Source organism: Geothrix mesophila, from assembly GCF_022808835.1.
In the GTDB taxonomy this organism is placed as follows: Bacteria; Acidobacteriota; Holophagae; order Holophagales; family Holophagaceae; genus Geothrix; species Geothrix paludis.
Genome location: NZ_JAKZLD010000004.1, coordinates 228,016 through 252,035, shown reverse-complemented (window position 1 = coordinate 252,035; position 24,020 = coordinate 228,016). Strand labels below are relative to the sequence as shown.

General features: G+C 61.5%; 21 protein-coding genes. 10 read left to right on the top strand and 11 right to left on the bottom strand.

The features are described from left to right. Positions 1–235 precede the first annotated feature (235 nt). The 7 genes from panB to MLG87_RS13475 all read left to right on the top strand — a co-directional run bounded on the left by panB (position 236) and on the right by MLG87_RS13475 (position 7,445). Complete coding sequence (gene panB / locus MLG87_RS13505) at positions 236–1,099, top strand: 3-methyl-2-oxobutanoate hydroxymethyltransferase (protein WP_243295669.1); 864 nt, start codon at positions 236–238, stop codon at positions 1,097–1,099. Between the two features lie 52 nt (positions 1,100–1,151). After that, complete coding sequence (panC, locus tag MLG87_RS13500) at positions 1,152–2,033, top strand: pantoate--beta-alanine ligase (protein ID WP_243295668.1); 882 nt, start codon at positions 1,152–1,154, stop codon at positions 2,031–2,033. Positions 2,034–2,353: 320 nt separating this feature from the next. Beyond that, the gene (locus MLG87_RS13495) at positions 2,354–2,734 is read left to right on the top strand and encodes a hypothetical protein (protein ID WP_243295667.1); all 381 of its coding nucleotides are present in this window, start codon (positions 2,354–2,356) and stop codon (positions 2,732–2,734) included. Between the two features lie 12 nt (positions 2,735–2,746). Continuing rightward, positions 2,747–3,292 carry a hypothetical protein gene (locus MLG87_RS13490; protein ID WP_243295666.1) on the top strand — a complete coding sequence of 182 codons (546 nt, stop codon included), beginning with the start codon at positions 2,747–2,749 and terminating at the stop codon, positions 3,290–3,292. A gap of 93 nt (positions 3,293–3,385) precedes the next feature. Beyond that, positions 3,386–3,784 carry an aspartate 1-decarboxylase gene (gene panD, locus MLG87_RS13485; protein ID WP_243295665.1) on the top strand — a complete coding sequence of 133 codons (399 nt, stop codon included), beginning with the start codon at positions 3,386–3,388 and terminating at the stop codon, positions 3,782–3,784. Positions 3,785–4,028: 244 nt separating this feature from the next. Beyond that, on the top strand, positions 4,029–5,555 hold the full coding sequence (locus tag MLG87_RS13480) for an Rne/Rng family ribonuclease (protein ID WP_243295664.1): 1,527 nt from the start codon (positions 4,029–4,031) through the stop codon (positions 5,553–5,555). A 267-nt stretch (positions 5,556–5,822) separates the two neighbouring features. Further along, positions 5,823–7,445, top strand: coding sequence for a capsule assembly Wzi family protein (locus MLG87_RS13475; RefSeq protein ID WP_243295663.1), 1,623 nt, complete (start codon positions 5,823–5,825; stop codon positions 7,443–7,445). Between the two features lie 334 nt (positions 7,446–7,779). Here the strand turns inward: MLG87_RS13475 and MLG87_RS13470 are convergent, their stop codons facing one another. The 5 genes from MLG87_RS13470 to MLG87_RS13450 form a co-directional block, all read right to left on the bottom strand. After that, entirely contained in the window at positions 7,780–8,460 is a 681-nt protein-coding gene (locus MLG87_RS13470) for an HAD family hydrolase (protein ID WP_243295662.1), read from the bottom strand. Positions 8,461–8,473: 13 nt separating this feature from the next. Next, positions 8,474–8,974, bottom strand: coding sequence for a hypothetical protein (locus MLG87_RS13465; RefSeq protein ID WP_243295661.1), 501 nt, complete (start codon positions 8,972–8,974; stop codon positions 8,474–8,476). Between the two features lies 1 nt (position 8,975). Beyond that, a complete protein-coding gene (gene queD / locus MLG87_RS13460; protein WP_243295660.1) occupies positions 8,976–9,323 on the bottom strand; it encodes a 6-carboxytetrahydropterin synthase QueD in 348 nt (115 codons plus the stop codon). A gap of 60 nt (positions 9,324–9,383) precedes the next feature. Continuing rightward, positions 9,384–12,308, bottom strand: coding sequence for a polysaccharide biosynthesis/export family protein (locus MLG87_RS13455; protein WP_243295659.1), 2,925 nt, complete (start codon positions 12,306–12,308; stop codon positions 9,384–9,386). 118 nt (positions 12,309–12,426) lie between these two features. Then, positions 12,427–13,410 carry an MraY family glycosyltransferase gene (locus MLG87_RS13450; RefSeq protein WP_243295658.1) on the bottom strand — a complete coding sequence of 328 codons (984 nt, stop codon included), beginning with the start codon at positions 13,408–13,410 and terminating at the stop codon, positions 12,427–12,429. 454 nt (positions 13,411–13,864) lie between these two features. Between MLG87_RS13450 and pnp the strand changes: the two genes are divergently transcribed. The 3 genes from pnp to MLG87_RS13435 all read left to right on the top strand — a co-directional run bounded on the left by pnp (position 13,865) and on the right by MLG87_RS13435 (position 18,335). Further along, positions 13,865–16,039, top strand: coding sequence for a polyribonucleotide nucleotidyltransferase (pnp, locus tag MLG87_RS13445; protein WP_243295657.1), 2,175 nt, complete (start codon positions 13,865–13,867; stop codon positions 16,037–16,039). 139 nt (positions 16,040–16,178) lie between these two features. After that, positions 16,179–17,150: an NAD-dependent epimerase/dehydratase family protein gene (locus tag MLG87_RS13440; RefSeq protein WP_243295656.1), complete on the top strand. Its 972-nt coding sequence runs from the start codon at positions 16,179–16,181 to the stop codon at positions 17,148–17,150. A gap of 54 nt (positions 17,151–17,204) precedes the next feature. Further along, complete coding sequence (locus MLG87_RS13435; protein WP_243295655.1) at positions 17,205–18,335, top strand: glycosyltransferase; 1,131 nt, start codon at positions 17,205–17,207, stop codon at positions 18,333–18,335. 10 nt (positions 18,336–18,345) lie between these two features. Here the strand turns inward: MLG87_RS13435 and MLG87_RS13430 are convergent, their stop codons facing one another. From MLG87_RS13430 to MLG87_RS13405, 6 genes are all read right to left on the bottom strand, one after another. After that, positions 18,346–19,308 carry a glycosyltransferase family protein gene (locus MLG87_RS13430; RefSeq protein ID WP_243295654.1) on the bottom strand — a complete coding sequence of 321 codons (963 nt, stop codon included), beginning with the start codon at positions 19,306–19,308 and terminating at the stop codon, positions 18,346–18,348. A gap of 77 nt (positions 19,309–19,385) precedes the next feature. After that, positions 19,386–20,708, bottom strand: a complete 1,323-nt coding sequence (locus MLG87_RS13425) for an O-antigen ligase family protein (protein ID WP_243295653.1) — start codon at positions 20,706–20,708, stop codon at positions 19,386–19,388. A gap of 40 nt (positions 20,709–20,748) precedes the next feature. Beyond that, positions 20,749–21,645 (bottom strand): glycosyltransferase family 2 protein, encoded by an 897-nt coding sequence (locus tag MLG87_RS13420; RefSeq protein ID WP_243295652.1) that lies wholly within the window; start codon positions 21,643–21,645, stop codon positions 20,749–20,751. Beyond that, positions 21,638–22,765: an SDR family NAD(P)-dependent oxidoreductase gene (locus tag MLG87_RS13415; protein WP_243295651.1), complete on the bottom strand. Its 1,128-nt coding sequence runs from the start codon at positions 22,763–22,765 to the stop codon at positions 21,638–21,640. The genes MLG87_RS13420 and MLG87_RS13415 overlap by 8 nt, the downstream gene beginning before the upstream one ends. Further along, complete coding sequence (locus MLG87_RS13410; protein ID WP_243295650.1) at positions 22,756–23,400, bottom strand: acyltransferase; 645 nt, start codon at positions 23,398–23,400, stop codon at positions 22,756–22,758. The genes MLG87_RS13415 and MLG87_RS13410 overlap by 10 nt, the downstream gene beginning before the upstream one ends. Further along, on the bottom strand, positions 23,393–24,016 hold the full coding sequence (locus MLG87_RS13405) for an acyltransferase (RefSeq protein ID WP_243295649.1): 624 nt from the start codon (positions 24,014–24,016) through the stop codon (positions 23,393–23,395). The genes MLG87_RS13410 and MLG87_RS13405 overlap by 8 nt, the downstream gene beginning before the upstream one ends. Positions 24,017–24,020: the final 4 nt, after the last annotated feature.

The following is a 24,020-nucleotide window of genomic DNA, read 5'->3' as shown; positions in this document are numbered from 1 at the left end:
TTTTTTTGCCACCGATTTCACCGATCGCGCTGATTGGGGCTCGGGTGCTTCCCATGCAGCCCATGCTGAGCTGAAGCCGGATATCGCTTTTAAATCACTGAAATCAGTGAAATCGGTGCCTAAACATACCTTACGATGGATGTGCCTCTGCCCCCCTGGGAAACCTGCCCCTCCGGTTCCGGCTTTTTGGTGGTTTCATGGAGGCCCACGGCTTCGACCTTCCAGCGGAGACCCCATGAGCCACCTGCCCGCGGACGCGCGCACCCGCGTCACCCTCCCCCAGCTGCACGCCTGGCACCACGCGGGACGGAAGCTCGTGATGGTCACGGCCTACGACGCCGCGACCGCGCGCATCGCCGATGCGGCGGGGGTGGACGTCATCCTCGTGGGCGACAGCGTGGGGAACGTGTGCCTGGGCTTCGAGAACACCCTGCCCGTCAGCATGGCCATGATGAACCACCACCTGGAGGCCGTGGCCCGCACCCAGCCCACGGCCATGCTGGTGGCGGACATGCCCTACCTAAGCTTCCACCTCAGCGTGGAGGACACGCTCCGGAACGCCGGGGGCTTCCTCCAGCGCGGGGCACAGGCGGTGAAGCTCGAGGGCGGGGCCAAGCGCCTGCCCATGATCCACGCCCTCATCGATGCGGAGATCCCCGTCATGGGGCACCTGGGCCTCACGCCCCAGAGCGTGAACCCCATGGGCGGCTTCAAGGTGCAGGGCAAGCACAAGGGCGACGCCATCCGCCTGCTGGAGGACGCCCAGAAACTGCAGGACGCAGGTTGCTTCAGCCTGGTGCTGGAGGGCATCCCCGCGGACCTGGCGGCCAGGGTGACGGAAACCCTGGAGATTCCCACCATCGGCATCGGGGCCGGCCCCCGCTGCTCGGGCCAGGTGCTGGTCTTCCATGACGTGCTGGGCCTGCTGCCGGGCACTTCGCCGAAATTCGTGCGCCGCTATGCCGAAGGATTCCAAGACCTGCGAGACGCCCTGGCCCTCTGGGCCGAGGATGTCCGCTCCGGAGGGTTCCCCGACGACCGGGAATCCTATACGCTTCCAGAAGCCGTTCGTCCGGTTCTGACCCAGTGGCACCCCTGATCGCGCCCTTGGTAAACTGACAGGCGCTTTCTGAAGGATCCCGCTTTTGTCCATGCGAGTCGTCCGTTCCATTGCTGATCTCCGCGCCCTCCTGAGACCCTTGCGGGACGAGGGCAAGCGCATCGGCTTCGTCCCCACCATGGGATTCCTGCACGAGGGCCACGGGGCCCTCATCCGCCAGAGCGCCGCCCGCTGCGACGCCACGGTGGTGTCCATCTTCGTGAACCCGACGCAGTTCGGCCCCGGCGAGGACCTGGCCAGCTACCCCCGGGACCTGGAGCGGGACCAGAACCTCTGCCTGGAGACCGGGGCCACGGTGCTGTTCATGCCGGAGGTCTCGGAGATCTACCCCACGGGCTTCCAGACCCATGTGGAACCCGGCCACCTGGCCGACACCCTCTGCGGCCGCTACCGGCCCGGGCACTTCCGGGGCGTGGCCACGGTGGTGGCGAAGCTCTTCAACATCGTGCAGCCGGACCTGGCCTTCTTCGGCCAGAAGGACTTCCAGCAGACGGCGGTGATCCGCCGCATGGCCCGGGACCTGAACCTCACCGTGGACGTGGTGGTGGTGCCCACGGTGCGCGAGGCGGACGGCCTGGCCCTGAGCAGCCGCAACACCTACCTGGATGAGGATGGCCGGAAGCGCGCACTGACCCTCAGCCAGGGCCTGCTGGCCGCCAAGGCCGCCTTCGAGGAGGGCGAGCGGGAGCCGGCGAAGCTGCTGGCGCTGGCGCGCTCCCTCATGACCGGGGCGGACTCCATCCAGTACCTGGAGCTGGTGGACGCCCAGACCCTGGAGCCCCTGCAGGCCCCCGTGGACCGCTCCAGCGCCCTCTGCGTGGCCGCCTACGTGGGCAGCACCCGACTCATCGACAACGTCCTCCTGACCCCTCCCACGAACGCGACGGGAACCGGCGGAGGCCAGGGCGCCTGAGCGGCCTCCGGCGAAAGGCTTTCCAGCCACCGATTTCGCCGATGGCGCGGATTGGGGCTCGGATGGATCCCGCATGGGCCGGCCAGAGGCCGCTTCCGGCGTTGCCGGAAGTCATGGGGCCCATGCTGCGCTGGGGACGGGAACCGTTTTTCATCACTGAAATCAGCGGAATCGGTGGCGAAAACATCTTTCCCAAGAATGAGCCCCACCTTTCGGACTATGCGCGTCTCATCCCATGGATCGGGGCGTTCCTCTGGGCCGGAGGTTAGAATGGCGGCGTCCTCCGGACTGCCGTTCGGGGACCCGTTCCGGGAGGTTCCATGCTCGTCCCGATCCTGATTTCCGCGGCTCTCATCGCCATGCCCCAGGGGCGCGGCCATGGGAAGCACGGCAACGATGGCCCTCCGGGGCATGCCCGCGGAGGGGATGGCGTGCCTCCGGGCCTGGCCAAGAAGGGCGGCATGCCCCCGGGCCTGGCCAAGAAGTTCGGCGCCCGGTTGCCCGAGCGCCCCTACATCGCCGTGGACCCCCGCTACACCGACCGGGCCTATTTCCTGATCGATGGCCGCTGGGAGCTGCGCAAGGGCTTCAATGTGGGCCTCCAGGCCGAGGTGCGCGACGTCCTCCGCATGCCCTCCGCGCCTCCCCCGGTGCCCCTGCCCCGGGTGGGCGTGGACCTCCACGTCGCCCTGTTCAACTAGCCAGGAGGTTTGATGCTTCGCCACGTGATGAGCGCCGCCCTCCTGGCGGCCGTTTTCCTGACTGCGCCGCCCGCCACGGCCCGGCCCGACGACCACCGGGGCTGGCGCGGCGAACGGGAGGAACGGCGCGATGATCGCCGGGATGACCGCAGGGACGATCGCCGGGATGATCGCGAAGACCGGAAGTACTGGAAGGAGCGCGACAAGGCCGAGCGCAAGTACTGGAAGGAGCGGGACAAGGAGGCGCGCAAGTACGAGCGCCACCGCTACGAGCGCGATGATGACGACGACCGGGGCGAGCACCGCTACCGCCACTACCGGGCCCCCGTCTGGATGGACAGCTACTGGCGCCCCGGCGACGACCGGCGCTACGTGGCCCTGGTGCCCGGCGACCCCTCCCGGTGCTACGTCTTCATCGAAGGCCGGTGGGTGCTCCGCCAGATCCGCGATCCCCGGGCCCGTCTGGACCTGGAGGGAGCCTTCCGCCTGCCCGTGGCGCCTCCCCCGGTGGCTCCGCCCCGCCTGGGCGTGGACCTTCACGTGGTACTGTTCAACTAGACCAGGTAAAAATCGAGGATGGACCCAGGGTACACCTGGGTCCATCCTTATGCGTTGGCCGGGACTCCCCTGAGAGCCTGGACCGGAGGATGCATGCTGCGCCACTTCCTGCTCGGTAAGATCCATCGCGCCACCGTGACGAGGGCCGATCTGGACTACGTGGGATCGATCACGCTCGATCCGCTCCTGATCGAGGCCGCCGGCTTCATGGAGAACGAGAAGATCGACATCTATGACGTGACCAACGGGTCGCGCCTGTCCACCTATGTGATCCCGGGGATCCCGGGCTCCGGCGAGGTGGGCATCAACGGGGCCGCCGCCCACCTGGTGCAGAAGGGCGACCTGGTGATCATCGCCGCCTACGGCTGGATGACCGCCGAGGAGGCCGAGACCGTGGCGCCCAAGGTGGTCTTCGTGGACGAGCGCAACCGCATCACCGAACGCCGCCGCCAGGAGCGCACCCCGCTTTGCGTCAGCGCCTTCACGGACTGAAAAGCAGGCGCAGGATTAACAGGATGAAAGAAAAGATTAAATCCTTTCAATCCACCTGTTAATCCTGCCCCTCCCGTTCAAGCCTTTCGCGTTCCAAAGAATTCGCACCGACCTAGGAACCTCCCTCGGTTGGCGCGGCATCCTAGGGTCATGGTAGAAATGACCTACCCTTCGGCCTGGCACGGCCCTGGGGCCCGCAGTCGGGGCATGGCGACCTCCTGCACGATTCTGAAAGGTTGGTTCCATGGAAGTCCGCAAGTCCCTGGTGGTCAATTCGACCCCCCTGGAGACGCGCATCGCCCTGCTTGAGAACGGCCAGCTCTGCGAGCTGTTCCTCGAGCGGACGATGAACAAGAGCCAGGTGGGGGATGTGTACAAGGGCCGGGTGGCCAAGCTGCTCCCGGGCATGCAGAGCGCCTTCGTGGGCATCGGCGGGGCCAAGGACGGCTTCCTGTACCTGGACGACCCCATGGCCCAGCGCCTGGGCGCCGACCTGTCCGCCGAGGAGGATGGCGAGGAGGTCGCCGAGGATCTGCCGCCCCCGCCGCCGCCCCTGCCCCCCGTCAAGGAGGGCGAGGAGACGCTCGTCCAGGTGGTGAAGGACCCCATCGGCTCCAAGGGGCCCCGGCTTTCGCGCCACCTGAGCTTCCCCGGCCGCTTCCTGGTGTTCATGCCGGGCATCGACCACATCGGCATCTCCCGCAAGATCACCGATCCCGAGGAGCGCGAGCGGCTTCGCGAGCTGATCCGCAGCCACGCCCAGCCCGGCGAGGGCTTCATCGTCCGCACCGCCGCCATCGGCGAGAAGGACGAGGACCTGGTGGGCGACGTGGCCTTCCTGCGCCAGATGTGGGCGGAGATCCAGGCCAAGGCCGAGACCGTGCCCGCCCCGGGCCTGGTCTGGCACGACCTGCGCCTGCTGCAGAAGGTGCTGCGGGACATCTTCCGCGAAGAGGTGGCCAGCTTCTGGGTGGACGACCCCGAGGCCCATCGCGAGGTGCTGACCTTCGTGGAGAAGCTGCACCCCGAGTGGGCCAACCGGGTGAAGCACTTCACTTCGGACCTGCCCATCTTCGAGGCCTTCGGCATCGAGTCCGAGATCGAGGCGGCGCGCCAGCCCAAGGTCTTCCTCAAGCACGGCGGCTCCATCGTGCTGAACCAGACGGAGGCTCTGGTCAGCGTCGATGTGAACACGGGCAAGTTCGTGGGGAAGAAGGATCTGGAGGAGACGGTCTACCTCACCAACCTGGAGGCCATCCCCGAGATCGTGCGCCAGCTGCGCCTGCGCAACCTGGGCGGCATCGTGGTCATCGACTTCATCGACATGGTGGACCCGGCCCACCGCGACGAGGTGCTGGCGCGGCTCCAGGAGGAGCTGAAGCGCGACCGCAACCACGCCCGGGCCGGCGGCATCTCCGAGTTCGGCCTGGTGGAGCTCACGCGCAAGCGAACAGGCCCCTCCCTGGAACGCCAGCTCACCCAGCCCTGCCCCGCCTGCAACGGCACCGGCCGCCACCAGAGCCCTGAGACGTCGCTGCTCAAGGCCTACCGTGAGCTGGTGCGCCTGGGCGAACGCCTGCGCGGCGCGGACGTGCGCCTGACCCTGCATCCGGACCTCTCCGGCGCCCTGCACCAGGAGGCCCGCGAGGGCCTGCTGCAGCTGGCCCGCCTCCTTGGCGCCCGCGTGCAGTGGATCGAGCGCCCGGACACCCCGCGGCACTCCGTGGTGATGGACGTGCAGCTGCCCGGCCAGGACAGCGCCACCGCCTGATCCGGGGCCAATCAAAAAACCTTTCAGCCACCGATTTCGCCGATGGCGCTGATTGGAGCCCGGGTGGGTTCCGCATGGCTCGGCCAGAGGCCGCTTCCGGCGTGGCCGGAGGGTATGGCGAGCGCCCCTTCCACATCGCCCCAACCTCGATCTTCCATGTCTGATGACCCGGGAATCCCGTATAGACTGGCGGATGCGGAGCCGGAACTCCGCCTGCGGGCGGCCAGGCCTTCGACTTCCCGGGCGCCACCAACCATGGATTCCCGAGTGAGATACGATCGACTGGCGCTGAATCTGTCCTGCCTTCTGGCCGGCCTGCCCCTGGCGGCCCAGATGCCACCCGGCTGGTCCCGTCAGGAAATCCTTGGCGCGGGACGGCAGGGCGCCTGGTACGGGGGAGGCGTCTGGGCCGGGGACAAGCACAGCGCGCCGGCCACTTTCGTGGACAGCCTCGGCCTCGGAAACGCCCTCACCGGCCAGGGCACGCACCTGGAGGCCGGATGGAGCGGCGCCCGCTGGGACCTGGCTGGGCAGATCAACGCCTGGCGGGATGCCGAGGGCCAGTCCCGGATCATCGTCCAGCGCTTCCACATCGCCTACGCCTCCGCGGGCGGATGGCGCACCGCGCTTGAACAGGAACCCCTCGTGTGGGGCTACGGGCTCAACGGCGGCTACGTCCTGGGCGAGGCCGCCCGACCCTTCCCCCGGTTCCGGGTGGAAAGCCCGTTCACGGACATCCGCGTGTTCGGCGTGCCGCTCGGCACCTGGAAGGGGCAGATCTTCCTGGGCCAAGTGGAAGGCCACAAGGTGATCGGGGAAAACAGCCAGGATCCCTCGTATCGGCGGCGAGCCATCGCCGACGCGGGAGATCCGCAGCGGCCCTTCCTCTCCGGCCTCCGGCTGGAGTCCCAGCTGGGCGAGAGCACCGAGCTGTACATCAACTACATCAACCTGTTCGGCGGCAGCGTCCAGGGGAGATCCCTCACCGAGGGGTACCAGACCCGCCATTGGATCGCCTCCTTCTTCGGCTTGAAGGACTCCTATGCCGAGGGAGGGCTCGGCCTCGATGGCTCCTCCTCCTTCCTGAGCACGGGCCGCGTCAAGAGCGCCTCCACGTCCGATGTCGGTGTGCGGATCCGCCTGAATCCTCTCGAGCGCCTGTTCGACGCCGAGGACGTCCGCTTCTACGTATCCCGCGGCTCCAAGGCGGTGAACACGCGGATGCAGTGGCTGATCCATCGACCGGGCACGGCCTTCCGCACGGACCTCCGCAACGACTGGATCAGCCTCACCCAGGCGCCGTTCAGGCCCTGGAACCAGCGATCCCGCTACGTCCTCCCCAGCCCCGCTGTTCCCAACGACGCGGTCGGCCTTCTGATCAACTGGGGCAGAGTCCGGCTCGGCATGGAGTACCTCGACACGGCCAACAGCCTGCTGAACCCTGACAATCCAGGTCTTTCGAACCACCGCACCTTCGAGCAGAACGTCTACCTGTCCGGCTTCTATCAAGAGGGAGATCCCCTGGGCAATGCCACCGCCGGCGAGGCGCGGACGGTCACCCTGCGTGCCGAGGTCGACTGGACCCCCCGATGGGCGACGAGGACCTGGCTGCTCGGGGGCGACCGCCCCTTCCGGGAGTCCTTTTACGGAACGGATCAGCCTTATCAGGACGGCCTGGCCGACTGGCTCCTGGACCATCCCGGTGCCACGCCGGTGCGCAACCGGTTCCTGGGCCTCCAGCAGGTCGTGGCGTGGCGGCCGGACCCGGTGCTGCGCGTCCAGGCCGGGGTCAGCGCCCAGCGCCAGAACGCCTACCTCAACGTGAAGGGCGACGCGCGCACCGGCTTCCGTTGGTTCATCGATCTGGGCTGGACCTGGCCGGGGCGCTGACACACCTCGGCAGCCACCGAACCACGCACGTCGAGGAAGCCTTCAGGAGAGCGTCCGCGCGCGGCCGCATCGTTCGGCAACTCTCGGCGAAAGGATTTTTAGCCACCGATTTCGCCGATGGCGCTGATTGCACCCCGGATGCTTCCCGCATGGGCCCGCCGCAGGCGGCTTCCGGCGGCGCCGGAAGTCATGGGGGGTGGCAGGGCCGCGCCTTTTGAGAGCGCGGCCCTGCCACCCCCCATGAGCCCATGCTGCGCTGGGGCATGGAATCGCTTTTCATCACTGAAATCGGCGAAATCGGTGGCGAAAAACGTTTTTTGCTTCGAGCTGAAGGCTACCCCAGGCACGTCGGGCAGCGCATCCCCAGCTGGAGGTTCTCGATGAGTTCAGGCACGCGGTCCAGGCTGCGCACTTCGTAGAGGGGTGCATCGGGATCGTGGTGGGGCCGAGGCTTGGCCTCGCGGTTCACCCAGATGGCCGTCCAGCCCGCCGCCAGAGCGCCCTCCACGTCGTCGGTCCAGCTGTCGCCCACCATGGCGAGGTTGCCCGGGAAGAGCCCCAGGCGCCGCTGCACGGCCTCGTAGGCCGCGGCCTCGGGCTTGAGGGCGCCCAGGTCCGCGCTCCGATGCTGCAGGCGGATGCGCTCGGAGATGCCCAGGCGATCCAGCAGCTCCAGGCCGAAGCTCTGGGTGTTCGAGAGCAGCGCCACCCGCGCCAGGTCGCGGACCGCGGCCACCACTTCCGGCGCGCCGGGGAAGCACTCCGCCTGGTCACCCGCCTCGCGGAAGGCCTGGACCATGGCGTCCATCTGCCCGGGCTCCAGCCCCGCGGGCTCCCGCCAGGCCTCCAGGAAGGCCTCCACGGACGCGTAGGGTCGGATCATGCCATCCCGCATGAGGGCGGGGTGCAGGTGCTCCTGCTCGGGCCGCAGCAGGCCCTTCAGCCGCTGGAACGGGCTGCCCGCCGGGCTGAAGACCAGCGTGTTCCAGAGGTCGAAGACGACGGCGCGGATCATGCGGCTCCGAAGGTCAGCGTCCGGTGCCCTTCGACGTGCGGAAGGGCACGCCGAACTCGATGCCCATGACCTCGAAGCGGGCCTCGCCGGCCAGGCTCCAGGTGGCGGACTCGCGGCGGGTGGCGGCGGCCGTGATCGGTCCCCAGGCATTCTTGAGGTCCGCGTAGGTCATCACCACCTCGGCGTGCAGGGTGCTCCGCCCCTGCGGGGCCAGGTCCATGCCTTCGGGAAAGCCGATGGCGCCCAGGGCATGGTCCCCGCCCTGGGCCGCCAGCCGCAGGTTCCCGCTCACGCGCCGGGTGCGGAGGCGCATGTCCGACGCGTTGTCCACGCCCACGTCCAGGCGCAGCCGCAGCCGCGACTGCTCCAGGGGAAAGGCCAGCTCCACCTGGGGTTCCACGCGGTCCAGCGAGAAGCGGAGCTGACGGGCGGCCTCCTGGTAGCGCAGGGCCGGATTGATGGCGTCGCAGCCGGCGAGGATCACGAGGGCCGAGAGGGCGAGGGCGCGCTTCATGTCAGGCTCCGCGGTAGATCACGCAGTTGTCGGTGGTCTCGTACACCTCGATCTGGCAGAGCTGCGGCAGGGCCGGCTTGAGCTGCTCCCAGATCCAGACCGAGATGTTCTCGGCCGTGGACAGGGGGATCAGGTCGTTGAGGAAGCGGTGGTCCAGCTTCGCGATGACCTTCTCGGTCACCACCTTCGAGAGGTCGTCGAAATCGATGATCATGCCCGTCTCCGGGTTCACCTGCCCCTCCAGCGAGACGAACAGCTTGTAGCTGTGGCCGTGCAGGTTCCGGCACTTGCCAGGGTGGTTGTAGATGAAATGGGCCGCTTCGAACCAGTACTCTTTGCGCAGGATCATGGCACTCACGAAGAAAAGGCCCCGCAGTCGCGGGGCCCTTCATTCTAGCAGCGGCCGGCCCTACTTGATGGCATTCAGGACCAGCGCCAGCGGCGTCAGGGCCTGGAGGTTCTCCTGCCAGCTGGTGTCGCGGCGGAAGCGCTGGGGCACCAGCACCGTATCGCCAGGCTCCACGGCGCGGCCCTGCACCCAGCTGTCGAGGATGCGGCCGTCGGCCTTGAGCAGCCTCACGCCCCAGTAGTCCGCATTGTGCGTGAGCCCGCCGGCCAGCTTCAGCATGTCGGAGACCTTCATGCCCTTCTGGACCTTGTAGGTGGCGAAGGGGCTGGCCGTCTCGCCCACCACGTAGGCTGCGTCCGTGGCCCGGGGGATGACGATCTCGTCCCCGTCCTGCAGCTCCACATCGGCCTGGGCGTTCCCCTTGAGGGCCGCCTCGAAGTCCACCACCATGCGGTTGAGGGAACCCGTGATCAGCCCGTGCATGAGCGGCCCCCGCAGCAGCTGGCCGGTGGTGCCCTGTCGGCGCGTCTCGTTCAGGCGCTCCAGGATGTCATTCACCCCCTTGCTGCTGGGATCCTGGGCCTGCTGCACGAGCCGCTTCGACGGAGGGAGCTCCTGGCCGGATGCGCCCAGGACGGCGCCTGCCTGGGCGCGCGGGTCCGGTTTCTTCAGCGCCTCCAGCAGCTTCATGGGGTCCTCCAGCTCGGGGGTCTCGCCGCCCATGCTGCGCAGGAAGATCCCCGCCTTCGGCATGGCCTCCCTCGTCAGCCCGCCGGCCCGCTGGATGAGCTGGGCCAGCGTGGGCCGCTCCGTATCCATGGTGTAGCTGCCCGGCCGGGCCACCTGGCCCAGGATCCGGACAGTGCGATGGACGCGGTAGTCCGGCTTCTCGAACAGGCTGATCTGGTCGTCAGGCTGCAACCGGGGATTCTGGGCATCATCCTGGACGCCCACGGGACTCCCCGCCTCCGTGGACAGCAGCCGGGCAAGGTCCAGCCGAACCACTTCGCTGGGTTTGCCATCCCGGCTGCGCGCCAGCTCCGCCGTCAGGCGATCGGCGGATTTGAGGGGCAGGCCGGCCCGGAAGATCAGGTCCGAGGCCCGCATCCCTTCATGGAAGGGGAAGAGGCCCGGCCGGGTCACAGGACCCAGCAGCTTGACCGTCTGCGGCAACCGCAGGTCCTGGATGCGGTACAGCTCCACCCGGTCCCGGTCCTCCAGCAGCAGGTTGTGGGACGGATCCTTCTGGAGCGCCTTGGCCAGATCGAAGCTCAGGAAGCGCGTGGTGCCGTCGGGCAGCTGGCGGACGATCTCGCCCCGCGCCATGTAGGTGTCCGGCAGCACTTGGGACTCGCGGGCCAGCAGATCACCCACCCGCAGCCCCTCGGTCCGGGCGAAGGAGCCGGGCACCCGCGCCCAGCCCTGCACGGTGACGGCACGCTCCTGGGGCCCGCGCCGCGGCAGGGCCGACAGCACGTCGCCCCAGCCCAGGACTGCGGGGGCTCCGACCAGGGGCACGTCCACGGCCTGGAGCGCGCCATCGGGCCCTCGGCGCCGCAAGGTCAGGGAGGCCGGGGAGGACTCGGGCAGCAGCCCGCCGGCGTAGCGCAATGCGTCCGCCGTGGTCTCGCCGGGCTTCATCTCGAAGATCATCCGCGGGGCCACGCCCTTGAGATCCCACAGGCGCCGCCATTCGGGAAGGCTCTCATCCACGGGTTCCTGGCCCGCCACGGGTTCCTTCAGGATCCGGTGGTCGCCGCGGGCCCGCAGCTTCAGCGCCGCCAGCACCCGGCGAAGCTGCGCCAGACGGGCTTCCACGGCCAGGCGCTCCTCGAGGGCCAGAGGTTCCGCCCCGTTCGCGGACCTGGTCTTGGTGTCGGTTCCTTGGTTCCGGGCCGCCGGCACCTTCGGCACGAGACCCAGCCAAAGCTCCTGGGAGGAGGAGCGATCCGCCGGTTCGGTGCCGTTCCGCACCAGCTTTTCATCCTGGACCTGCTCACGGGGAGCCTGGGCCAGCTGGTACTCCAGGCGGAGGATCTCCTGCTCGAGCAGGGCCTCGTCCTCATCCCCGCCCTGCAGCGCTCCCAGCTGGAGCAGCTGCTCATCGGCCCGGTCCTGCACCGGGGCCAGGGCGACCCGGGCGAAGGTCCCCTCGAGCGTCACCTGGTTCTGGGCCATGGGCACGAAGAGGGTGTCGCCGTTCTGGAGCGCCACGTTGGGATTCCCCAGGCCCTCGGCCCGCAGGGGATACAGATCCAGGCCAGCCACCTTCTGGCCTCCGCGCATCACCCGGATGTCGCGGTAGCTGCCCACGGCCGTGGGACCGCCGGCCAGGCTGAGCACATTGACCAGGGAGCTGAGGCTCGACACCAGGTAGCTGCCGGGCTTGTAGACCTCGCCCAGCACGAAGACCCGCACCTCGCGGAGCTTGATCACCTGCAAATCCACGGAGGAACGCGAGAAGTTGCGGCCCACCACCCCCTGCACCACCTGCTTGGCCTTGCCCAGCGTGAGCCCGCCCACCTTGGCCGTGCCCACCTTGGGGATGACAATCTCGCCGCGACCATCCACCTGCACGGGCAGGTCGAAGGTGGCGCTGCCGAAGACGTTGAGGTTGAGTCGGTCGCCGGTGCCCAGCACGTAGTCCTCGGCGATGCCGCCTTCCGTGGCCGCCGAGCCGCGCTGGCGCACGTCGAACAGGTCCGCTGCGAACCGGCGGGGCCCTTTCTCCCGGCGCTTGAGGGCCCGGATCTCGCGATCCAGCTTTTCGTCGGCATCCAGCTGGCGCGCAGCCTCCTCCGGCGTGGTCGAGCTGGCCGGAAGGGCCGCGGACTTGGTGGGCACGGAATCCGCCGCCGCCCCGCCCACACCCTGGGCCGAGGCCGCCTGCTTCAGGGCCTGCAGGTCCAGGCCCTGGGGCAGCTGGGCGGAGAGGGTCGTGGCGACCGCCAGGGCCAGGATGGTACGGGAGATCGGGACGCGCATCAGGACAGTCCTATCGGTGTGGATTCCGGCGGGATCCATCCCACCGGCGGAGCAGAAGGCATGATGATCCAGTATGCCCGACCCGCGGCGGACATCGGCCTCCTGGGCGGCCGATCGGTCAAAGCCTCGTGTGGGATCCGGAGACCTCACGGACGTTGCCGGACACCATGAAGGGGATCTCCCGGCGCACCTGGGCGGTCGCGGGCTGATCCTTCGCCGTCACGCGGTCCCTGAAGGCCTTGAGGGCCAGGATCGCCAGGATCACCACGCCCATGCGCGACATGGCCTCGTGCCCGGGAAGATTCGTGGCGTGCAGCATGGGCAGAGCCGCGATGCACAACAAGGTCGGCGTGGCGAACCAGGAGCGCCCGTTCATGCGATCCATCATCCAGTGGTGGAGGTGGCTGCGATCGGCGCCGCCGAGGGGAAGTCCCTTCCAGGCCCGGATGCCCACCACCAGCAGGACATCCACGGTGGGATAGGCGAAGACCCACAGCAGGAGGTTGGGATTCCTCAGCGCGAAGGCCTCCACCCCGAGGATGGCGAAGAGCGTGCCCAGCATGAGAGCTCCGCAATCGCCCAGGAAGTGCCGGGCCTTCGGGAAATTCAGGACCAGGACCGCCGCCAGCCCCCCCCAGAAGAGGCCGGACTGGGCCCCGAGGTTCCAACCCAGCACACCCAGCGCCAGGGCGGCAAACCCCATGGCCAGGCCGTTGATGCCATCGATGAGGTTGTAGGCCTGAGGCAGGGCCCAGAACCACAGGGTGAGCAGGGGCACGAGCACGGCGGGGTGGCTGGACAAGGTGAAGTCCAGGAAGGACACCTCTTCGAGCTGCCGCCCGAGCGTTCCGGTCACATGGAACGCCAGCATCAGCGCCACCCCGAAACCCGCCATGGCCTTGTACCGCGGGCGGAGGTTGAAGCGGTCATCCAGCATGCCGATGAAGGCCATGGCGTACACGCCCGCCCAGTCGGCGAGATCCAGATGGAAGCGCCACTGGCCCGTGGCATGGGCTGCCATGAGCACCAGCCACAGCACCAGCCCTCCTGTCCGCGCCGTGGGCCGCCCATGCTTCTTCCGCGCGGCGTCCGGGAGATCCATCCACCCGAGCGGCCCCACCCAACGGATCAGCGCCCCGGAGAGCGCCAGCCCAAGGGCGAATCCGAGCGCAGGTTGGGTCCATGAAGATGCCACGACGTCCTCGGCAACAGAGGTTCAGAGAAAAGGGAGGTCGCTGGTCGGGTCAAGGTTTAGAAAATCGCTAGGATGCAATAATTGCATCACATTCGGCGTTTTGCAAGATTCAACCGGGTACCTTCTCCCCGCGATGCGGGACCAGGGATAATGTGCAGCCAGGAGCCTTCCCCGGGGATCTGCTATGCTGATCCTGCCGATTTCCACCTGCTCCCCTTCGGCGGCGACCTCTGCAGGAAGCCCACCTCCCCAGGCCAACCAAAGCCCCCGGCGGACGGGTTTCATGGAGCGATCGCTGGAGCCCCGGCCGGTGCCCGGGCTCAGGGGGAGCCCCCAAAGGGCCGCACGGCCCGGAGACCGCATGAACGCACTCAAGTTCAATCCCACGACCGTCTCGGTCGACCTGGGCGGCACGCCCATCAGCCTCGAGACCGGCCGCATCGCCAAGCAGGCCCACGGCGCCGTCGTCGTCCGCCAGGGCGACACCATGGTCCTCGTGGCCGTATGCTACGGCACGCCCCGGGAAGGCATCGACTTCTTCCCGCTGACCGTGGACTACCGCGAGCCCGTGCTGGCGGCCGGCAAGATCCCCGGCGGCTGGTTCAAGCGCGAGGGCCGCCCCACCACCAAGGAGACGCTGACCTCCCGCCTCATCGACCGTCCCCTGCGGCCCCTGTTCGAAGAGGGCTACAACGGCGACACCATGATCACCGCCCAGGTGCTCAGCTACGACGGCCAGCACGCCCCTGAGACGCTCGCCATGGTGGGCGCCTCCGCGGCGCTGATCATCAGCGAGATCCCCTTCGTGAACCCCGTGGGTGGCGTCCGCGTGGGCCGCGTGAACGGCCAGCTCATCGTGAACCCCACCGTGGATCAGCGCGCTGACAGCGACATCGACCTGCTGGTGGCCGGCACCGCCGACGCCCTGGTGATGGTGGAGTGCGGCGCCAAGGAAGTGCTGGAAGCCGACATGGTGAAGGCCCTGGCCTTCGGCCACGACCAGATCAAGACCCTCGTGAAGCTGCAGAAGGACCTGCAGGCCAAGGTGGGCAAGCCCAAGGTCGCCGCCGCCAAGGCCGCGCGCAACGAAGCCATCTACCAGGACGTCGCCGCCGCCTTCGCCGAGAAGCTCTTCGCGGCGCTGACCATGAAGGTGAAGATCGAGAGCTACAAGGCCATCGACGCCCTGAAGAAGGAGGCCGTGGCACAGTTCACGACGGACAAGCCCGAGCTGAAGAAGGACGTGGTCGCCTGCTTCGACGAGCTGAAGGAAACCCTCTTCCGCAACGCCATCCTCAAGCAGGGCGTGCGCCTGGACGGCCGCAAGTTCGACCAGATCCGCCCCCTCAACATCGAGGTCGGCGTCCTCCCCGCGGCCCACGGCAGCTGCCTCTTCACCCGCGGCGAGACCCAGGCGCTCGTCACCGCGACGCTGGGCACCATCAACAACATCCAGATCATTGACGGCCTGGAGGAGGAGTACAAGAAGAAGTTCTACCTCCACTACAACTTCCCCGGCTACAGCGTGGGCGAGTGCAAGCCCAACCGCGGGCCCGGCCGCCGCGAGATCGGTCATGGCATGCTGGCCGAGCGCTCCATCTTCGCCGTGCTGCCTCCCGCCGAGGAGAATCCCTACACCGTGCGCGTGGTGAGTGACATCACCGAGAGCAACGGCTCGTCCTCCATGGCCACCATCTGCGGCGGCACGCTGGCCCTGATGGATGCCGGCATCAAGCTCAAGGCCCCCGTGGCCGGCGTGGCCATGGGCCTCGTCAGCGACGGCGACAAGTTCGTGGTGCTCTCCGACATCGCCGGCCAGGAGGACCACTACGGCGACATGGACTTCAAGGTCGCCGGCACCGAGAAGGGCATCACCGCCCTCCAGATGGACATCAAGATCGGCGGCATCACCACCGAGATCCTCACCAAGGCCCTCGACCAGGCCAAGGCCGGCCGCCTGCACCTGCTGGATGCCATGGGCAAGGTGCTCGCCATGCCCCGCGCCGAGTACGCCAGCAACGCCCCGCAGATGCACAGCCTCCAGCTCCCCAAGGAGAAGATCCGCGACGTCATCGGCAAGGGTGGCGCCACCATCCGCAACATCATCGAGGTCAGCGGCTGCGAGGTGAACATCGACGACGACGGCCTCTGCCAGGTCGCCGGCCCCACCCAGGAGAAGCTGCAGATCGCCCTCAAGATGATCGGCGAGCTCATCCAGACCGCCGAGGTCGGCAAGACCTATCTCGGCAAGGTGGCCAAGGTCGTCGAATTCGGCGCCTTCGTGACCATCCTCCCCGGCCTGGACGGCCTCCTGCACGTCAGCGAGATCGCCCACCACCGCGTGAAGGACCCCGCCGACGAGCTGAGCGAAGGCCAGGAAGTCATGGTCAAGTGCATCGGCATCGACGAGAAGAACGGCAAGATCAAGCTCAGCCGCAAGGCCCTCATCCCCAAGCCCGAAGGCATGGAAGAAGAGCCCGCCAGCGAAGGCGGCGACGAGCCCCGCCGCGAGCGGCGGCCCCGGCCCCGGCGGTAGCCAAACCGAGTTCCAATGGAAGGGGCCCCACACCGGGGCTCTTTCCATGGGTATCAGCACCTCCACAATTTGATCCGCATCATGAACGCCTGCGGCACACTGAACGCTTGCACCAACGCCATCGAAGGAAAGGCCATTCATGCCCACTGCCACGCCCATTGTCGTTCTCGGAGGTTCCGGATTCATCGGTACGCGTCTGGCGTCCCGGATAAACGAGCTTGGCTATGAGGTCCGGATCGGCGATCTGAACCCCAGTTCAGTCCACCCGAATCTCCACACGACCTGCGACGTTCGCGAGGCAGCTTCCATGCGGGGGATCCTCGCCGGGGCTGGGGCCATCATCAACCTGGCCGCCGAGCACCGCGACGATGTGCGGCCGATTTCCCGGTACTACGAAACCAATGTGGAAGGCGCACGCCAGGTTTGCGAGGCAGCCCGGAAAGCTGGTATCCAGCGACTGATCTTCACCAGCAGTGCGGCCGTGTACGGATTCCAGCCCATTCCTGTGGGCGAGGAAGGCCCGTTTGAGCCCTTCAACCCCTACGGACAGACGAAACTCGAAGCTGAAGGGATCTACCGGTCCTGGGCCGAAGAAGATCCCACCCGTAGCCTCGCGATCATCCGGCCCACTGTCGTCTTCGGCGAAGGGAACCGGGGCAACGTCTACAACCTGCTTCGGCAAATCGCCTCCGGCCGGTTCATGATGGTGGGCCCTGGCACCAATAAGAAGTCCATGGCCTACGTAGGCAACGTCGCTGAAGCCCTGATTTATGGCCTTTCCCTGGGCCCTGGGGTCCATATCTTCAACTACGCCGACGGACCGGATATGGACATGAACGAGTTGGTGGCCCTGGTCTACCGGAGCCTGGGCCGCCCCCTACCCAGCCAGTGGCGCATCCCACTCCCGCTCGCCATGGCAGGGGGGCACGCTCTGGATGCCCTGGCCCGGATCACCGGACGAACCTTCCCCATCAGCGCCATCCGGGTACAGAAGTTCTGCGAGAACACCCAATTCAAGGCTGATCGCCTGAAGGCTATCGCATTTGCTCCTTCGACCACCCTTCAAGATGCTCTTTCGCGAACCATTCAAAACGAGTTCAAGGCTCTATAACGCCGACTGTACATAACCCAACGACCAGAAGGACTCTTTGTTCCGGGGCCCGAATTGAGAATTACGCTGACCAACAAGGCATTTTTCCCTCCATTTGGTGGCGTGGAGACTATTGTCCGATCACTTGCATCCGGTCTTGCCTCCAGAGACGGTTTGCAGGTCAACGTGGTGGTTCCCAATCGTGAGGGCTTCCGCCAGAGGCGGTCCGGCGACTTTGAAGGTGCCAAGGTTCTAGAGACTGCAACCTTTGCAACCGTTGCAAATACACCCATCGCACCGACCTTGATGTGGCAGATCCGAAAATCGAACCCAGATCTGGTCCATTACCACTTTCCCTATCCCTGGGTCGAAGCAATGGAAGTGCTCCTTGGATCAGGCCGTCCCTATATCGTGAGTTATCATGCGGACATTGGGCGATTCAAGGCTCTATTCAGAATGTATCAACCGCTGATGACCCGATTTCTACGCAATGCCAAACGAATCGTAGTGGCAACTCATAATCACATATCTTCCTCTCCTTTTCTCTCGGTACTCCCACCCGAAATTTTCGAAATCATTCCCTTCGGATTGGACCTTGAGCCATACCGTGATTCAATCCAGTTAAGAACCAAAGCCGCCGAATTCCGTGGAAGGTTGGCAGAAAATGGGCCATGCATTTTATTTGCAGGAAGATTGGTTGCATACAAGGGCATTCCGACCTTATTACGCGCCATGCAACATATTCCAGGCACCTTAATTATGGTCGGGGACGGCCCGCTTCGAGAGGAACTTCAAAGCTTGGCCCAAGGTTTGGGAGTCTCTAACCGCATTCGGTGGGAAGGTTTTGTCAAAGCAGAGGATTTGCCGGCCTATCATCATGCCGCAGATATTTTTGTGCTGCCTTCCGATCGGCCGGAGGAAGCCTTCGGCTTGGTCCAAGTTGAGGCCCATGCATCAGGTCGTCCTGTGGTTTGTTGCGCCTTGCCCACAGGCGTTACCGAAGTAAACCTGGATGGAAAAACTGGCTTAGTGGTGCCCCTTCGCGACCCTATGGCCATGGCTGAAGCCATTAATAGTTTGCTTAGCAACCCAACTCTACGCTCAGAGCTAGGAAACAACGCGCGAGATCGTGCCCTTCGAGAATTCACCATAGGGACTATGTGCGACCATTATCAGAATCTGTACCGCAAAATACTTGATAAGTAAGGTAATCCAACTAGATAATTTCGGTGGGTTTATGTGATTGGACGATCATTTGATATCTGAAATAATGTTTTTGAGCAATTTCAGGCCATAATCTAGAGGCAAGATATTGATTAGATTTAAGATTTATAGATCCTTCAAGAATTTGCGGAATCAAGTTTAGAGTGCGGGTGACCGCCTCTTCCACATCGTCAACCCGAATAATACACTCCTTTAATCCTTCTTCAGTATCGCGATTACACGGAGCCAATACTAGTAATCCAGCCATTAGCGAGGCCAGGACAGTCCCGTTACGCCCCTCCACACCTCCAGGAACAGGAAGATAAGCTACATCTGCTGTCGACAATAAGCATGAAATCTGTTCTGGGCTTTTCGACATGTACCAAGTCACGGGGATTTTTTGTGAGGTTTTCTGGAGCTCTTCTATATAATTTATATATGGATTTAGTACGTGACCGATAATTCCAAACTCAATCGCTAAGTTGAATTCAGTTAATTTCCTGGCAAAATTTAGAAAATCCTCTAGCCCACGATTTGGACGTAGCAGACCAAAGAAGATGATCTTAATATTCCCTCGAATCTGTGCTCTCTCGCGAGGAGTTACTGGTATATTACTTCCAATCGGTATAATTTCCGATTTAGATCGTAACCCAGGGAAATATTCTGAGGCAGAAGTGGCATCGCCTTCGTTTGTAAAAATTATTCTGTCAGCACATTCCATTAAAGGGATAATGGCCCACTTTCTTAATGGATGAGCTCGCTTAAATTCGTGCACGGTCAGCACCGTCTTTGAATGAATCGAGCCGAGAAAAAAAGCTAAATGTGGCAACAAGCTGTAACCGAAACCCAATGAAGGGTATTGAAGGTGCAAAATACTGCTCTCATTTTTGTCGTATAAATGTATCCAACACCATTGCAACAAATTACTCCAACGAGGTTTCAAATTTACCACTTCAGTCTTAACTACTTTCTTCAATTCTGAGCATAGCCTAAAGGTATAATCTCCTACGCCACAGATCTCCGGGGGCTGACTTCCGACTATCATTTGAACTCTCATCTCTGGACCGCCGAAAAAATGGATTTAGCATGCTGGATAGAATGACAGACCATCCCTGTCATTAGTCCAAATAGGACCCAGAAATCGCCATAGGCCGGGAAAAATCCCACAATTGCCATCTGGAATAGCTCCAGCAAAAATGCAACAACCAAAGCGCGAAGAATAATGCTATTCCTATCCTGTGGCCTTATTGCGATCACCTTCGATGCGCCCTGAACAACTGAATAATTAAAATAGCCAAATACCAACAGCCCAAATATTCCAGTACTTGCCATTATTTTTATTATCATGTCCCAACCTTCAAAATTGCCCCAGCCGATTCCAAAGAAGGGATATTCATGAAAAACGTTCCAGCCCGCGACTATAGAACCCATCCTTTCCATAAAGGAATAGGTGTACATTTTTGAAAAAATAATCTCATCTAGAACGTCTGGAAACCGCATGGCGAGCGCCGCAAATAACAGCACTATGCCAAGAAACCCAATTGACACCATCTTCCGACGGAAGAGAAGACGCATTCTTGACATAACGAGTAGGAGAATGAGAAACACACCGATATATCCGCCTGATGAAGTCGATATAAGGACAGCAGTTAATACTACCAAAATTTTCCAATGAATCTTCCTATCAATTGAATTCCACGAATCCAGCATAATACTCACCATAGCCCCCAATATTGGGATCAGATACTTAGTGAGCATGGAGGGCTCTGTTGCCACAGACGAGATGCGAAAGAATCCTAATCCTTCTGATACCGCATCAAAAGCGAGTGAATTTTTACTGCTTGTATTATTAAACAAATAATCCGGGTAAGTAGCTCCCGTATAATGCAAAGTGAACTGTAATAGGCCCCACATTGACACAAACATGGCACCAACGAATAGAATATTCAGCAATTTTTTCATACTATGATGTGATTGAGAATAATAGGCGATCACAAAAAAAGCCATGCCACCAAAGACAAGGTGGAAGAACTGAGTAATGGCTGTTGAACTCGCCCCAACCCCTCCTAAAAGCACTCCTGTTATATCTATGGCTAAGAATAACAAATAGAATTTCGATATCTTGAATAGGATGGCTGGTAAAGGAGGTTTAGCGGGAAATCGCCCCAAAACACCAAACAGTAGCATCCTGGTCAGCAAAAAGATAACCGCGAGTTGGTACGCCTGGATGCCAAATCTAATATCAATCAAATTGATTACAGCTGTTGCACTAAAACCACAAAAGAACAACGTCGAGTATAGTAGCCAGTCTGGCCGGCACACCAAGCAATAGCAATAGACCGGAATCAGGATCCAGCCGAGCCAAGTGATTTCCATCCAACGCCCCTCCGCCCGGACTGCAAACAGCCAATGTCAACTAGCCATTGAGGCTAAGTGGAAATCCTGCAAAAAATCCCCTCTGTCGCGCTCTAAACATCTTCCAATTCATCCCCTGATAAATTGGAGAAATTAATAGATAGAACCAATATGCGGTCAGTTGCAAACATGCTTCTATCTTAGGTCGGTTTTTCAACAAGAAATACACCTTATTTCGAGTACCATAATATAGCGAAAAATCTGAAAATCCGCCTCCTGTAAGAGAACTCACTTTATGCCAGAGTTTTACACTTGGTTCATAATAAGTGATTAATCCGGATTTCATGGCCCGGTAACAGAAATCAGAATCATCCCAGTATACAAAATATTTCTCATCCATCAGGCCGATTTTTTCGAATACTTCCTTTTTGATCAACGTACAACAGGTTGGGCAATATTCCACAGCTCGCGCAGTATTATATTGTCCATGATCCAACTCCCCTTCCCCAAAGTGGCATGAAGAATAGCCGCGTAATCGAAAGAAGGCACCCCCGGCACACCAGATTCGGTTGGGATCATCAAAGTAATACATTTTAGGGACAACCATATCACACTGGTGAGACTCGAATGCCTTCAGCATGTCTCCAACAAGCGTGGAGGGGAATTCCGTATCATTATTGATCAAGAGCACATGCGAGCATCTATTTGATAGGGCAGCTCGGATGCCTTGATTGTTGCCTGCAGCGACACCAGTATTTTGTTCGTTTGGAATGACAATGATGCGAGGGTCCTGAAATAACCTGACCCTCTCTAGCGTATTATCTTTGGATGCATTATCTATTAAATATAAGGTGAATGCCAAGTGTTCCTGTGATAATAGTGAGTGAAGGAATGGCTCAATCACTTGGGCACTATTATATGTAACTGTGACAATACCGACGTGAAAATTCTTATCCATTCATCAACCCTCTCTGTCTCAACTCCGCCAGGGACTGCTCATAGCCTCCAGTCATAGCCTGCTCCTCGGCTGCCCAATCCAGGAAGCTGTGAAGCCCTTCGGCGAATGAGATGGATGGCTTGTAACCGAGAATCTTCTCGGCTAGTGTCAAATCGGCCGTATTGTGGCGGATATCGCCGATCCGGAATTCCCCGGTGATCTGAATGGATGACTTGCTCTTGAAATACTTGATGATTTCTTGAGCGACTTGAAGGACTGTCGTGGCCACTCCACTTCCAACATTCAGGGCAAACGAGCCTTTGACCGCCGGGCCCAAGGCCCGCCGGGTGGCTTCCACCACATCGAGCACATGCACAAAATCCCGGGATTCCTGGCCATCCTCAAAAATGCGAACGTCTTTGCCCGACCTCGCCAACCCCGAGAAGATCGCGAGGATCCCCGTATAAGGATTCTGCAGGGACTGCCCTTGACCAAATACATTCTGGTAACGCAATGCATAGGCCGAAATGCCTAGGGTGCGCCCAAACATTAAGCACATCTGCTCTTGAACTTGCTTTGAGAGCCCATAGAAAGAAGTTGGCGAAAAGGGGGTGTCTTCCGTTGTAGGAAGGCTTCGACAGGGGGCGCGGCAAAGAGGGCACTCCGGTTCGAACTGCCCCTGAAGCAGGGCTTCTTGGCACCGTGCACCGGGAAAGACGACCCCATGTTGCGAACATTGGTAGCGGCCCTCTCCATAAGTCGCGCGAGAGGAAGCTACGACCACTTTTTGGACCTTCATGTTCCGGTCGTTCACCAGGAGGTCCATGAGTATGGCTGTGCCCTGGATATTCACATCTGAATAGCGGGCGACTTCGTACATGGATTGCCCGGTGCCTGTCTCGGCCGCGAGATGTACCACCGCATCCGCGGCTGCTAATGCCTCACGGAGCGCTTCACGATCACGCACATCTCCCCGTACAAGGCGGACATGCCCCTGTAGATCCATGGCCAGATCCTGGTTCGATCCGTGGATCTGTGGACTGAATGAATCCAGGACCACGACCTCATTGCCCTCGGCGATAAGGCGACGGGAGAGATGTGTGCCAATGAATCCTGCACCGCCCGTAATAACTACTCGCATGACGACTCCCTGGCCCCTTCCTGGGGTTCCTCCGTTCGGTACATCCGCAACACTTTCGCAGGGGCTCCGGCCGCAATTGCGAAAGGCGGGATGTCCTTTGTGACGACAGAGTTGGCCCCGATGACTGCACCTTTCCCAATTCGCACATTGGGTAGGACTACCGTCCCAATCCCAAGGAAAACCCCATCTTCAATATAGACCCACGAGTCTTCGTCAAGGATTTGGCCACCAATTTTGGCATCAGGATCTAACGGATTGACCGGGTGGGTCACATCTACAATGGCGCAATTTGCTGTAATGGAGACATTCGATCCAATAATCACCGCAGAGTGACATACAATATGAACATTCTGTTCGATATTACACCCATCTCCAATCTCCAGCAAGGGCGCCCTTGCTGGATTGGATTGAATGACTTCAAGTCTTACACCTTGGCGAATCCCTACACGGTTTCCTATATATATTCTGTCAGGACGGGTGATTAAAATTGGAGCAGAGATAAAACTTTTTATCCCAAAATTACCAAAAAATGGACGATATAGGCAATTCGATTTGACTCTCCACAGCACAACTCGCAAAATATTAATTTGATCAAATGGCCTAAGTTTTACAAAACGCAATAAGAGATCAATCATTTAGATTTACCCCCTTTGCGTTCACCTTGACCCAATTGCCCGATTCAGGATCATAACGTTTTACTAGTCTTGCCGGATTACCCGCCAACATCGAGTAGTCAGGGTAAGACTGAGTTACGACCGCGCTACTGGCGACGATACAATGCGAACCAAGTTCGACTCCCGGCATGATGGCCGCGCGCAATCCAATGAAACATCCCTTCCCTATTAAAACAGGACCCTTGCTAATTAGTGACTGTTCCATAATCAACCCACTCTTGGGATCTAGTCCATGGGCCACATCTGATATATATACTTCTTCACTTAGCACACAACCATCCTGTATTTGAATTCGTGATACGGCAGCAATATAGCATTTTGGGCCGATATAGACATCATTACCGATCAGGATTTCAGGTCGGAAGAATTGGTTTCTGTATTTTTCTATTGCGTGTAAATATGAATATTTACCTATATTGACTCGATCTCCGATATAAATCTTCTTTCCACCAATAATATTATGTGGGAATGGAACATAGGAATTCACGCCAATGTTTCCAAATCGAACGGGAAGATACAGTTTCGCTTCAGATAATAGATTGGAGATCACTTTTTTTAATTTCCATACCGTATTCATTGCT